7 protein-coding genes, 1 tRNA gene and 3 rRNA genes are annotated in these 13,618 nt (G+C 43.7%); 1 reads left to right on the forward strand and 10 read right to left on the reverse strand.

All coding sequences use genetic code 11. The features are described 5' to 3' along the window. Positions 1-239 precede the first annotated feature (239 nt). The gene (locus tag EGC82_RS18175; protein ID WP_124732004.1) at positions 240-446 is read left to right on the forward strand and encodes a hypothetical protein; all 207 of its coding nucleotides are present in this window, start codon (positions 240-242) and stop codon (positions 444-446) included. Here EGC82_RS18175 and EGC82_RS18180 read toward each other — a convergent pair. The 10 genes from EGC82_RS18180 to EGC82_RS18225 all read right to left on the reverse strand — a co-directional run bounded on the left by EGC82_RS18180 (position 443) and on the right by EGC82_RS18225 (position 13,597). Then, complete coding sequence (locus EGC82_RS18180) at positions 443-685, reverse strand: helix-turn-helix domain-containing protein (protein WP_124732005.1); 243 nt, start codon at positions 683-685, stop codon at positions 443-445. The genes EGC82_RS18175 and EGC82_RS18180 overlap by 4 nt on opposite strands. Positions 686-853: 168 nt before the next feature. After that, positions 854-1,387 (reverse strand): HEPN domain-containing protein, encoded by a 534-nt coding sequence (locus EGC82_RS18185; RefSeq protein WP_124732006.1) that lies wholly within the window; start codon positions 1,385-1,387, stop codon positions 854-856. Positions 1,388-1,403: 16 nt separating this feature from the next. Next, positions 1,404-2,990, reverse strand: a complete 1,587-nt coding sequence (locus EGC82_RS18190; protein ID WP_244212487.1) for a VWA domain-containing protein — start codon at positions 2,988-2,990, stop codon at positions 1,404-1,406. Continuing rightward, positions 2,983-4,488 (reverse strand): AAA family ATPase, encoded by a 1,506-nt coding sequence (locus EGC82_RS18195; RefSeq protein ID WP_244212488.1) that lies wholly within the window; start codon positions 4,486-4,488, stop codon positions 2,983-2,985. Before EGC82_RS18195 ends, EGC82_RS18190 begins: the two co-directional genes overlap by 8 nt. Positions 4,489-4,578: 90 nt before the next feature. After that, positions 4,579-6,105, reverse strand: a complete 1,527-nt coding sequence (locus EGC82_RS18200; protein WP_244212489.1) for a sigma-54 interaction domain-containing protein — start codon at positions 6,103-6,105, stop codon at positions 4,579-4,581. 171 nt (positions 6,106-6,276) lie between these two features. Further along, positions 6,277-6,519 carry an AlpA family transcriptional regulator gene (locus EGC82_RS18205; RefSeq protein ID WP_425272656.1) on the reverse strand — a complete coding sequence of 81 codons (243 nt, stop codon included), beginning with the start codon at positions 6,517-6,519 and terminating at the stop codon, positions 6,277-6,279. Between the two features lie 925 nt (positions 6,520-7,444). Continuing rightward, positions 7,445-7,521 (reverse strand) — tRNA-Trp (locus tag EGC82_RS18210). Between the two features lie 975 nt (positions 7,522-8,496). Further along, positions 8,497-8,612 (reverse strand): 5S ribosomal RNA (gene rrf / locus EGC82_RS18215). Positions 8,613-8,759: 147 nt separating this feature from the next. Then, positions 8,760-11,664 (reverse strand): 23S ribosomal RNA (locus tag EGC82_RS18220). Between the two features lie 390 nt (positions 11,665-12,054). Beyond that, positions 12,055-13,597: ribosomal RNA gene (locus tag EGC82_RS18225) — 16S ribosomal RNA — on the reverse strand. The 16S, 23S and 5S rRNA genes sit together here, the layout of an rRNA operon. Between the last annotated feature and the right edge of the window lie 21 nt (positions 13,598-13,618).

Raw genomic sequence — 13,618 nt, forward strand, 5'->3', positions numbered from 1 at the left:
ATACTTATACGTGGCAATAGAATTTTTGCAAATTGTTTAGGAAATGGCATCATTTTAAAACACACAGCGCTACAAATGATGTGACCTATACCAAGTAATGTTCTACCACATTGAAATTTATCGCAACGTTTAACAAATTGTTCAATTGAATCAGACACCTAAAATTGTGACTTATAGTCCGTAGACCTTAGGCATCAGAAGTATGATAATCACCTCAAACATCATCACTGGAAGCGCCAATGAACAAACTATCTACAATGAATCTTCCACATGAAGAGACATATCTTGGATTTGATATTTTTATTGAATCGAATCCAGATCAGTATCGTGAAGGCTTTAGCTGGTCGATAAGCAGAGGTGATGATGAGCTTGACTGTGGGTTAGACTTTGAAGTCAATCAAGCGCTTGAAGCCGCTTATAAGGCTATCGACAAGTTAATGAGCTAATCGACAGCCTTAACCATTTTTAGGTGGTTATGAAGTGTTATAACAAAGTCTAATTGGCTGATACCCAAAGCCAGAACGATAGTCTCTAGTGAGTCTAAAGTAATATTTCTAACACCACGCTCTACACCAGAAATATAAGTCCTATCTATCCCTGACTTCCTTGCCAATTGCTCTTGGCTCAAACCAGCCTCAAGACGTAAGCTTTTCAATGTTGATGCTGTTGCCTGCCTAAAAATCATTCACACGCTACTACTGTTGTTAACTTTTCCCTAGGATCTTCCTATCAAACTAAAAGCTCAACAGACTATGAGTCACATAATTAAAAAGACTATTCATCATCGTAGTCGTCTTGTTTGACTCTAAGCTTTAGCCTTTCACAATATACCTAACTTAGTAACTCATCCAGGCTAAGATTGATCTATTGCAAGGTCTGTTGTTTCAACTAATTTTTTAAAAAATATAAGGCACTTCTTCATATCTGGACGACTGACAAGATGAGTTGCTTGCGTGTCATTGATTGAGCGGTGTACAGCTTCGCCTCTTTTCTTAATCCATTGGTTCAATTTAGATCTAGCTTGATCAGCATCGCCATCAATCCAAGTCCATTTTTCTGTCACATCTTGATGTAAAAAACGCTCAAACATTCCCTTCGTATTTTTCGAGTTTGGAGTATTAAACCACTTCAACTCATTTTCTAAAGTAGATTTAATAAAATTAGCGACCTTCGAACCTTCCAGAGTCCGTAAATCAGCGGTTAACCTTTCTTCTATGGCATCTTCGACATAGGTTTCCCATGCAGTTAATGTCATGATTAATGCCGCTCGCTTAAGCTCTTCAGGCTCTCTTTCTCTGCCCTCCATCTGGTTTAAATGATCATAGGCCTGCAAAATTCTTTCGGCGTCTTGAATTGCGTTCTCAAAATGGTCTCTCGCTTTAGACATAAGTATTCCTTTACCTTTAATTTTTATTATTTTGAAATTCTAACCAGCTTGAAAACTGATGTAGAGGGTCACAGATTTTGTCCATTGGTGACAAACTGCCTCCAATGACGACACCATGCACGCTCATTGCGCGTTGCTCTTTACGGTTATTAATCTTTCGAGAAAGTCCTGACGACACAGAAAACTCGCCATCACTAACCAAAAGAATATCGGCCTGTTGCCATTGTTGCTCATCACCTCTTTCTAACGCCATATTGAGAGGGCCTTCAACGTCTGTGCCGCCACCGAATGACATCGACAAAAAGAGGATCATTTGCTCAAGCCCGGCTTTATCTGGTGTCAGTTCCATTTCTTTAACTTCCCCTTTACTGCCGAACAAATAGACAAAGCATGCTCGTTTCTCTTTTTGGGCAACACTGATGCACTGCAGAACAAGCGCCTTAGCAACATTCTCTGGGGTCCCAGCCATAGAACCAGAAGTATCTAAACACACAATCATAGGGCCACGATTACGATTTAGCTTTTCCCCAGAATGGCTTTCTTTGACATCTTGTTCTTGCTCCGTTAGTTGAGTCACCATCTCAGTACCTTCAACGGCATAACTCAGCAGAGCATGTTCAGCTCTGCGAGCATGCCATAATTTTTTAAGTACTGGGTGTCCAAAAAAAGCAGCTTCTTGTGGCAGCATTCGACTAATAGAGTCTGAACGAGTAATACCTTTGGTTTCCATCGGCACTAAGGGAGTCTTAATTTCGACATCATGGCGAAAACGAAAAGCCATGCTCATACGTGAAATAATTTCTTCAATGATTGCCTCACCCTCGGTATCTTTCATTCTTCCCAAGGTTTCAATGACTTCACGCAGTTGTGGGATCTGCTTTACAATCTTTTGCAGCCTAACTAGATTCATCCAGCCATGACTTTGAAATATTCCTTGAGATAGATCCCAACCAAGACCTGTCACCAATCCCAAATCAGTAAAAACTCCTTCTAACTCTTGCCATATTTCTAGCCTTTCAGACCAGATACTAGGAAGTTTAAATAATTGTCCACCAGCACTGTTTACTAGCTGAATCCAAGCATTGAGCTCAGCTCGTATTTTAATATCTAAGCGTTGAGCATCATTAAGTGCTAAATGCTTTTGTTTTTTTGAAGAACGGCGTTGCTGTTGAATTGCTTCCAATTCAAGTCGTAATTGCTCCAGTGCTTCCTTTTCTGCAATAATCGCCAACTGTCGTGATAATGCTGATGTCTGTAGCTGTAAGTCCTCTAGCTTAACTAATAGGTCACTAAGCAAAGCATCGGTTACCTCTGGGTTATCTTTACAATACCGCGCCACACCTGATGCCTTAATTGAAGTCGCGATTTCTTGTTGTATAACCTCGGGGAGCCATGGGCAAGGTAAAGATATCTCTTCTGCAGCCAATAGTTGTGAACGTAACAGTGCTATTGACTGACAGCGAATTGTTAAATCGCCACCCGATAAAGTAACCACCGCAGGTACTAGCTCATTCGGCAGTAAATCAATAGCAGCAAACTGTTGGTCTAACTGCGCCAACAATCCGACTGAATGCTTCGTCATCGTGGGGTTAGATTCACTCACATAGTTCACCTTCTAAAATCGAATCAGCTTGCCGAGTCTCTAGAACGTTCAAAGGGTCCTCGACAGACAGACTTTCAAAACCTTTAATCAGCAGTTTAGCCCTCTTTAGCAAGGTGTTTGAGTGCTCCTTAGCATGAGATATATTTAATGTGATTTCAGTCTCGAGAGCCTGATCAATCCATATATGGGTGGCAAAAACATTTCCGACTTGCTCAAGCTGCTCATTGAGTTGACTTAAATGTTTCGATATTGAGTTCTCTAATTCTTTAACACTATTCACACGACTCTGAATATGGCCAATTGAATAGTTATATGTAACCAAAAATGGTTCGTTTTCTTTGTCCACCATTATTGGTGTTTCATTAGAATTAATGGTCTCCTTATCCCAGCGATCTTTGTAAAGCAATTGCCCATCTTTATTTGTTTTTTGTACTTCACTTACAGGTTTGCTCGTTTGTCTACCATTCGCTGTGTGGAAAAGTAGTCGTCCTTTTTCATTGGTTTTCTGTACCTTTTTTACGCTTTCTTCGCGTAGCCGCTGTTCCCATGCCAGAAGAGCGGTATTGAGTCTCTCAGAACTAAAATCACCATCCAGTGCAATCGCCTGCTTGTAGAGATCAAGCAGCCCCTTAAATTCTTCAGGTTTATTCCAAAGGCAATGAGGTAAAATCCATGCATCATAATTACTGATTTCATTCATCCCAGCAGTAAATGCTGATACTTTCATTAGTTTAATAACTTTTCGCCAACGACGGTCTGACACATAGATATCTTCACGCTGTAAATGCTCTCTAAACGCCTTACATAGCTCAATGACTGAAGGTGTTACTAACACCTTTTCAGACAGCTGCTGGACTTCGATGAGATCTTCTAACCTTAGGCGCACCTCTAACTCAGGGTCAAAAGCTGAACCCGATAGCATCAGCAAGCTTTGAAAACTCTCGTTCGATACTGGTGCAACAAAACTTCGCAGCATAAATCTGTCATAGAGCGCTGAAAGTTCTTCTCCTTCAGGTAACTCATTACTAGCCGCTACAACGGAAATTAGAGGCACTTTGTATCTACGATTACCATTGTCAAACTCTCGTTCGTTCAGCAATGTTAGTAAACTATTTAAAATGGCACTATTGGCTTTAAATATTTCATCAATAAAAGCAACCGAAGCCTCTGGTAGGTAACCACTGGTTAATCGCTTGTACCTGTCATCTTCCAGCGCTTTAATAGACAAGGGACCAAATAGTTCCTCTGGTACAGAAAATCGCGTCAACAAACGCTCAAAGTAGCTAGCCTCAACAAACACACTTTTCAAACGCTTAGCCAGCTCACTTTTTGCTGTGCCAGGTGGCCCGATTAACAGCACATGTTCACCAGCTAATGCTGCTAATAACATTAGCTTTACTTGCTCATTACGCTCAAGCAGCCCCTTGTTCATTTCATTAATTAAACTTGCGATTTTTTCTTTGCGTGAAAGTAGGCTAACTGGTGTTTGATTGTTCAAAGTTTACATCCTTATTTTAAGTGGCTGTCCGATACAACTTCCGGAATGAAGCTGTAATAGCTAGATTCATGCCAATGTATAGCGCACTACTTATATCCCTAGTTTTTTAACTCTATTGCTCAATGTTTGGTGATTGTTGTAGCCAAGTAATTTTGCTACTTTACTTTTATTCCCATCATGCTGCTCAAGCGCTTTGACAATATAATAACTCTCAACTTCAGCTAAAATATGACTTATATCAAACCCTTGGTGGATATCTCTATCTAACAGAGACTCTTTTTTACCTTCCATAATAAATAAAGCTTGTCGAATTTCTGCTTCATCGATGCAGTCTGAACCAGACCACAGTGCAGCTCGTAGTAACGTCGCCTTCAATTCCCGAATGTTGCCTGGCCATTTGTGTTCTTTGATAACTTTCTTTGCAAGATAGGAAATATTTTTACCTTTTAATACCGAGTGCTCTTTTGCCAAGATCTGCATTAGTGAATCAACTAAAAAGTCTAAATCACCTTGCCGCATTCTTAATGGCGGTAATTGCAAGACGCCTATTGCGACTCGATAAAATAAGTCTTCACGAAAGCGACCTTGGGCAACTTCATTTATCAAGTTTTTATTGGTTGCCGTAATTAATCTAAAATTGCTACTTTGCTCATCAGAACCTCCTAGGCGGGTAAATTTTCCATCTTGCAACACCCTGAGCAACCTTACTTGGACAACAGCATCCAATTCGCCAAACTCATCTAGAAATAAAGTTCCGTTATGAGCCTGCTCAAATACACCTGACTTGTCTGAAATGGCTCCAGTAAAGGCTCCACGTTTATGGCCAAAAAGTATTGAATCAATAAGCTCTGTTGGGAAGGCTCCGCAGTTAACAGCAATAAAAGGCTTATCTTTACGGGTACTGGCATTATGAATCGCTCTAGCAAACATTTCCTTACCTGTACCACTCTCACCATAAATTAGTACAGGTACATCCTGTTGGGCCAAAATTTGTGCCTGAGACTTTAAGACTTGAAAATCAGACTCAATAGTAAGGATGTCATCAAAAGCAGTATCTATAGGTGCTTCTAATCTGGCTAAGTTATTTAATTCGGATTGGTTTAATTTGGTAGCAGCAGGAACATATTTGGCAGATAGCGTAAAAGGTATATTAATGACTTGCACCCCCTGCTCTTTAGACGCTTGATAAAAAGTGCAAGGGAAACGTGTTTTACCCAGCAAAACCCAAATAGCCTGCATTGCTGGTGTGCCAGGGCTTAGTAAAATACTTAATTCAGAATCGGACTGTACAACATCTTTCAATAATTGCTCTGCTGCAATATAAATGTCTTCGTAATCAATTGGAGAGGAAAGGTTTGCCTTACGAGCATGAACTTTACAATTCACTCTTTCTGACAGAAGGGATACATACGGTTTTATTTCATCATCGCTATAGTTATAGATAAGCTCAATAACATCAAATTTAGTTGCTTGAATCGTTGCCCAAATAGGACCCGTCATCTGCCCTTCTGGCATATTTAGATCATTTCCACCAATCCAACTAACTAGTAATCTTTGTTTGTTCATCCCTAAACCCAGCTCATATATCGCCATAGCTATCACTACAGCTACCGTCATTCTAATAGACTTAACTGATAATCAGTTAAGTGAAAAGTAACAATCTTAGCACTTGCAAGTGCTAAGGTGATTCGTAAAATAGCAGAAATATCAATGTAGTTACAACTGTGATGATGTTTATTCGTGAGGATTGATAAGGAATAAAAAATTAAGAAAGTCACCACATTAAATTTATTTCAACAAGTCCCGTTCTTCAATCCTTTCCAATATCCAATCTTGTATTTCACTCTCAACCCAGGCGACTGACCTGACACCGAGGTTAACTGACTTAGGGAATACGCCTTCATCCATCAACTTGTAAATTGTTGAGCGTGCCAGTGCGGTGCACTCCATGACGGTTCTAAGTTTGATTAGCTTCATTGTGAATACCTCATATTTGATATTAAGTGGGTTACCAAACCACTCATGTAGCATACAGTTGATAATGATACTGGGTACTTCAGGCTACTAGACATGTACACCAAAAAAATACAAATTATCCCCCAGTCAGAACCCTGCACGCAAATTATGGGAACGAGTTGGTCTTCCTGCAAACCATAGGTTTATTCTAATCCAAGAGATTTAGCATTATCTTTCTCTAATGTAGTGAATCAAACAGTAAAAGAGCTAGATACAAATCAATCTTTATTGCTCAAAATTAATATGTATTAAGCCAAGTCATTTTTCTCGACACAAGATCAGTGAAAACTGATCAGTTTAGAGAGCGAACGCCATGTACGTTTTATATGTGTAGTCGATTCAACAATTAAGCTAATGGCCGTTGATAGCCAAGAGACCTATCAAACGGCTTGTAGAGCCAGCTTTAAAAATGAATGGCAAATCAAGGGGCGCTGGAGGTGATGCAATTAATAGAACGGACCCATCATGAGCATTCGATAATATTTGTGAGACTTTTGACAAGTTGCTAGCTAACAACCCTTCATTATTGCAATACAATAAATCGGTTCTATTAACCACTCCATATAATTCAACGAATCTCATATCAAAGTCCATTAAGAGACTGTAACTAATTTTGTGTAACTGGCGATAAGTGACCAATTATCGGTAGGCTCATGTTGATGTTTAACGTGTTAACCGTACGTTGATACCGACTATTCTCGCAGCTTGGCTATCGACAATTAACAGAGCGCTCATATCATCAGTAACAATATTTTGCAGGCGAGAAAGTCCCATACATGGACAAGATAAAAGCGTCATGGTCACGGTTTGGTCACCATTTGGTCACCAATGGCAAAATTGAAATTTTCTGGGGTAAGGAATTGGTGCTATAAAGGAGACTAAAAAATGATAAAATCCAGAAAAAACAAAGGCCTAGCATTTCTGCTAGGCCTTCTTAATTTGGCAGGGGTGGCAAGACTCGAACTCGCAACCATCGGTTTTGGAGACCGCTGTTCTACCAATTGGAACTACACCCCTGTTGACGAGGGGCATTATGCTAAAACCACCACCAAAGGTAAAGTACTTTTTATAATAAAGTGCTCAATTGCAGTTTTTTCAGGCAAGTTAGCCATTATAACTGGTTTCTAAACAGATTATGTTTTTACAACACCGTTGCGGAAGTTGATTAATTTCAACTGTAACTTGGTTAAGTTCAGTAAAATGCCATTCGAAATGTTGCTTTATTTCGCTGGCTTTAGTGTCTTTATGGACGAAAATAGAAATAATCTGAGCATAGTATTCGACAATTATTTTCCAAGCATGAGGTCAATAACCATAGCGCCATCATGCTCAAGATATTGCTTGATTTGTGATTTGTGATTTGTGATTTGTGATTTAAATATATCGATTTTCAAGCAAGATTGGACTAGTTTGTTTCTTTAATCCTCATACCCAACAAGTGATACTGACAGTTCAAACGACTCTTATAACAAGATCTAAAGTCAGCCTATATACTTACCTAATAATAATGCCTCTATGGCTAATACTTGCATTAAATGATCAGCAAGGACATAGAAATGTAGCGATTAAATTATAGCCGTGGTGAAGTCTAGGTTAGCTCTCATGCTCAGCGTTATGATGGTCAAGACTATGATGACCTTTCAATAAAAAATACTAATTATAATGACTGCAACACGGGTCATTAGGTATAGCTTGTCGCAACGCCTTAACACACTACTGATCATGACCTTTAGAACTCAAATAAGTAAGATGTTTCAGGATAGTTTGTCTAAATTACAAACTCACTTACAGACAAAAAAGCTAGCTATATCATCGAGGACTCTTTTATCCTCGTAGGGGGACGCATGGGCATAAAGGTCACACTGCAGTCATATTTCAATCTAGTTTGCGCTTGTTAGCATCATCTATGTTTCGATATGCTTAAATTACAGACGTAAAAAAGCCCGCTATATAATAGCGGGCTGTTTCACGACTCTTGCAAGTCAATTAGGCGCCTGGAAATGACCTACTCTCGCATGGGGAGACCCCACACTACCATCGGCGATACTGTGTTTCACTTCTGAGTTCGGAATGGGATCAGGTGGTGCCACAGCTCTATGGTTTCCAGACAAATTTGCATATCTAACACACTAATTCTTCATTAGGCATTAAATAATAATTCGGAAAGCTGATTGCTTCTATCTTACTTTGAGTCTCTTCACATCGTTTAAGCGCTTCATTCTAACACTAAGGTCAGTAAAACCCATCTGGGTTGTATGGTTAAGCCTCACGGGTCATTAGTACAAGTTAGCTCAACGCCTCACAACGCTTACACACCTTGCCTATCAACGTAGTAGTCTCCTACGGCCCTTTAGAGAGCTTAAAGCTCTAGGGATGACTCATCTTGGGGCTCGCTTCCCGCTTAGATGCTTTCAGCGGTTATCGATTCCGAACGTAGCTACCGGGCAATGCCATTGGCATGACAACCCGAACACCAGCGGTTCGTCCACTCCGGTCCTCTCGTACTAGGAGCAGCTCCCCTCAATCATCCAACGCCCACGGCAGATAGGGACCGAACTGTCTCACGACGTTCTGAACCCAGCTCGCGTACCACTTTAAATGGCGAACAGCCATACCCTTGGGACCGACTTCAGCCCCAGGATGTGATGAGCCGACATCGAGGTGCCAAACACCGCCGTCGATATGAACTCTTGGGCGGTATCAGCCTGTTATCCCCGGAGTACCTTTTATCCGTTGAGCGATGGCCCTTCCATTCAGAACCACCGGATCACTATGACCTACTTTCGTACCTGCTCGACGTGTATGTCTCGCAGTTAAGCTGGCTTATGCCATTGCACTAACCGTACGATGTCCGACCGTACTTAGCCAACCTTCGTGCTCCTCCGTTACTCTTTGGGAGGAGACCGCCCCAGTCAAACTACCCACCAGGCACTGTCCTCAACCCCGATAAGGGGCCAGAGTTAGAACATCAAAACTACAAGGGTGGTATTTCAAGATTGACTCCACTCAGACTAGCGTCCAAGCTTCAAAGTCTCCCACCTATCCTACACATGTAGGTTCAATGTTCAGTGCCAAGCTATAGTAAAGGTTCACGGGGTCTTTCCGTCTAGCCGCGGGTATACGGCATCTTCACCGCAATTTCAACTTCACTGAGTCTCGGCTGGAGACAGCGTGGCCATCATTACGCCATTCGTGCAGGTCGGAACTTACCCGACAAGGAATTTCGCTACCTTAGGACCGTTATAGTTACGGCCGCCGTTTACCGGGGCTTCGATCATGAGCTTCTCCGAAGATAACCCAATCAATTAACCTTCCGGCACCGGGCAGGCGTCACACCGTATACGTCATCTTGCGATTTTGCACAGTGCTGTGTTTTTGATAAACAGTTGCAGCCACCTGGTATCTGCGACTGCCGTCAGCTTAGGGAGCAAGTCCCATCACCAACAGCAGCGTACCTTCTCCCGAAGTTACGGTACCATTTTGCCTAGTTCCTTCAGCCGAGTTCTCTCAAGCGCCTTGGTATTCTCTACCCGACCACCTGTGTCGGTTTGGGGTACGATTCCTACTAACCTGAAGCTTAGAAGATTTTCCTGGAAGCATGGCATCAACTACTTCATCACCTTAGTGACTCGTCATCAGCTCTCAGCCTGTACATTAAAGTACGATTTCCCGGATTTGCCTAAGAAATCAACCTACCACCTTAAACGCGGACTACCAACGCCGCGCTAGCCTAGCCTTCTCCGTCTCTCCATCGCAGTTAGCAGAAGTACAGAAATATTAATCTGTTTCCCATCGACTACGCCTTTCGGCCTCGCCTTAGGAGTCGACTCACCCTGCCCCGATTAACGTTGGACAGGAACCCTTGGTCTTTCGGCGAGGGAGTTTTTCACTCCCTTTATCGTTACTCATGTCAGCATTCGCACTTCTGATACCTCCAGCGTGGGTTACCCCTTCACCTTCAACGGCTTACAGAACGCTCCTCTACCGCGCACTTCTAATGAAATGCACCCGTAGCTTCGGTGACTAGCTTAGCCCCGTTAAATCTTCCGCGCAGGCCGACTCGACTAGTGAGCTATTACGCTTTCTTTAAATGATGGCTGCTTCTAAGCCAACATCCTAGCTGTCTAAGCCTTCCCACATCGTTTCCCACTTAGCTAGTACTTTGGGACCTTAGCTGACGGTCTGGGTTGTTTCCCTTTTGACAACGGACGTTAGCACCCGCTGTCTGTCTCCCGAGTAGTACTCATTGGTATTCGGAGTTTGCAAAGGGTTGGTAAGTCGGGATGACCCCCTAGCCTTAACAGTGCTCTACCCCCAATGGTATTCGCTCGAGGCGCTACCTAAATAGCTTTCGAGGAGAACCAGATATCTCCGAGTTTGATTGGCCTTTCACCCCCAGCCACAAGTCATCCGCTCATTTTTCAACATAAGTCGGTTCGGTCCTCCAGTTGATGTTACTCAACCTTCAACCTGCCCATGGCTAGATCACTCGGTTTCGGGTCTACACCTTGCAACTAAACGCGCAGTTAACACTCGGTTTCCCTACGGCTCCGCTATTCGCTTAACCTCGCTACAAAATGTAAGTCGCTGACCCATTATACAAAAGGTACGCAGTCACGGTCTCAAGAACCGCTCCCACTGCTTGTACGTATACGGTTTCAGGTTCTATTTCACTCCCCTCACAGGGGTTCTTTTCGCCTTTCCCTCACGGTACTGGTTCACTATCGGTCAGTCAGGAGTATTTAGCCTTGGAGGATGGTCCCCCCATATTCAAACAGGATGTCACGTGTCCCGCCTTACTCGTTTTCATCTATGGTTAGTTTTCATGTACGGGGCTATCACCCTGTGCCGCTGTGCTTTCCAACACATTCCACTAACACCCCATAGACTTAAGGGCTAATCCCCGTTCGCTCGCCGCTACTAGGGGAATCTCGGTTGATTTCTTTTCCTCCGGGTACTTAGATGTTTCAGTTCCCCGGGTTTGCCTCATAACGCTATGTATTCACGTTATGATGACCACTTATGTGGCCGGGTTTCCCCATTCGGATATCGTTAGCTCAAATGCTTATTACTAGCTCGCCAACGCTTTTCGCAAGTTATTACGTCCTTCATCGCCTCTGACTGCCAAGGCATCCACCGTATACGCTTGGTCACTTAACCATACAACCCAAATGAGTTTCACACCCTTGAATTAACAAGAGAAGAACTCTGGGTCATATCATGACCTGCTGGTTTTTACTTGTCTCACTCCCGACCAGGAAGTGGACTCGCCTTAGTCTTTTAGAATATTCAAGACACTTAAACAGTGTGTTGAGAACTCAAGTGTTAATGCTTTCGCATTAACGTTTTTCGCACTAACGTAATCACACAAACGACAACGAATCATCATCCATGCGCCTTTAGTTAGTACTATCAGCTTTCCAAATTGTTAAAGAACAATGCTAACCGGCTCGCGGCGCATTTCACTCTACTTCCGAAGAAGTTAACAAGTAATCTGTGTGAACACTCACATGCATTGCTGCACTTTAGGTATTGAGTTAGTCGTATAGGTAAGGAGGTGATCCAGCCCCAGGTTCCCCTAGGGCTACCTTGTTACGACTTCACCCCAGTCATGAACCACAAAGTGGTGAGCGTTCTCCCGAAGGTTAAACTACCCACTTCTTTTGCAGCCCACTCCCATGGTGTGACGGGCGGTGTGTACAAGGCCCGGGAACGTATTCACCGTGGCATTCTGATCCACGATTACTAGCGATTCCGACTTCACGGAGTCGAGTTGCAGACTCCGATCCGGACTACGACGTACTTTGTGAGATTAGCTCCACCTCGCGGCTTTGCAACCCTCTGTATACGCCATTGTAGCACGTGTGTAGCCCTACTCGTAAGGGCCATGATGACTTGACGTCGTCCCCACCTTCCTCCGGTTTATCACCGGCAGTCTCCCTAGAGTTCCCACCATTACGTGCTGGCAAATAAGGATAGGGGTTGCGCTCGTTGCGGGACTTAACCCAACATTTCACAACACGAGCTGACGACAGCCATGCAGCACCTGTCTCACAGTTCCCGAAGGCACAAGTCCATCTCTGGTCTCTTCTGTGGATGTCAAGAGTAGGTAAGGTTCTTCGCGTTGCATCGAATTAAACCACATGCTCCACCGCTTGTGCGGGCCCCCGTCAATTCATTTGAGTTTTAACCTTGCGGCCGTACTCCCCAGGCGGTCTACTTAATGCGTTAGCTTGGGAGCCCAGTGACTAAGTCACCAAACTCCGAGTAGACATCGTTTACGGCGTGGACTACCAGGGTATCTAATCCTGTTTGCTCCCCACGCTTTCGTGCATGAGCGTCAGTCTTTGTCCAGGGGGCCGCCTTCGCCACCGGTATTCCTCCAGATATCTACGCATTTCACCGCTACACCTGGAATTCTACCCCCCTCTACAAGACTCTAGTTCGCCAGTTCCAAATGCAATTCCCAGGTTGAGCCCGGGGATTTCACATCTGGCTTAACAAACCGCCTGCGCACGCTTTACGCCCAGTAATTCCGATTAACGCTCGGACCCTCCGTATTACCGCGGCTGCTGGCACGGAGTTAGCCGGTCCTTCTTCTGTAGGTAACGTCACAGCAATGTGCTATTAACACATCACCTTTCCTCCCTACTGAAAGTGCTTTACAACCCGAAGGCCTTCTTCACACACGCGGCATGGCTGCATCAGGGTTTCCCCCATTGTGCAATATTCCCCACTGCTGCCTCCCGTAGGAGTCTGGGCCGTGTCTCAGTCCCAGTGTGGCTGATCATCCTCTCAGAACAGCTAGGGATCGTCGCCTTGGTGAGCCATTACCTCACCAACTAGCTAATCCCACCTAGGTTCATCCAATCGCGGAAGGCCCGAAGGTCCCCTCCTTTCCCCCGTAGGGCGTATGCGGTATTAGCAGTCGTTTCCAACTGTTATCCCCCTCGACTGGGCAGATCCCTAGGCATTACTCACCCGTCCGCCGCTCGTCACCTCAGGAGCAAGCTCCCTTGTGTTACCGCTCGACTTGCATGTGTTAGGCCTGCCGCCAGCGTTCAATCTGAGCCATGATCAAACTCTTCAATTAAAGTTTTTTGAAACCCGAAGG

Origin of the sequence: Shewanella livingstonensis (assembly GCF_003855395.1) — a bacterium.
Taxonomy (GTDB): Bacteria; Pseudomonadota; Gammaproteobacteria; order Enterobacterales; family Shewanellaceae; genus Shewanella; species Shewanella livingstonensis.

Excerpts from the sequence above, each read along its gene's own strand:
- EGC82_RS18200 (WP_244212489.1), bottom strand. The coding sequence starts at position 6,105 with ATGACGGTAGCTGTAGTGATAGCTATGGCGATATATGAGCTGGGTTTA.
- EGC82_RS18205 (WP_425272656.1), bottom strand. The coding sequence starts at position 6,519 with ATGCTACATGAGTGGTTTGGTAACCCACTTAATATCAAATATGAGGTA.
- EGC82_RS18185 (WP_124732006.1), bottom strand. The coding sequence starts at position 1,387 with ATGTCTAAAGCGAGAGACCATTTTGAGAACGCAATTCAAGACGCCGAA.
- EGC82_RS18175 (WP_124732004.1), top strand. The coding sequence starts at position 240 with ATGAACAAACTATCTACAATGAATCTTCCACATGAAGAGACATATCTT.
- EGC82_RS18180 (WP_124732005.1), bottom strand. The coding sequence starts at position 685 with ATGATTTTTAGGCAGGCAACAGCATCAACATTGAAAAGCTTACGTCTT.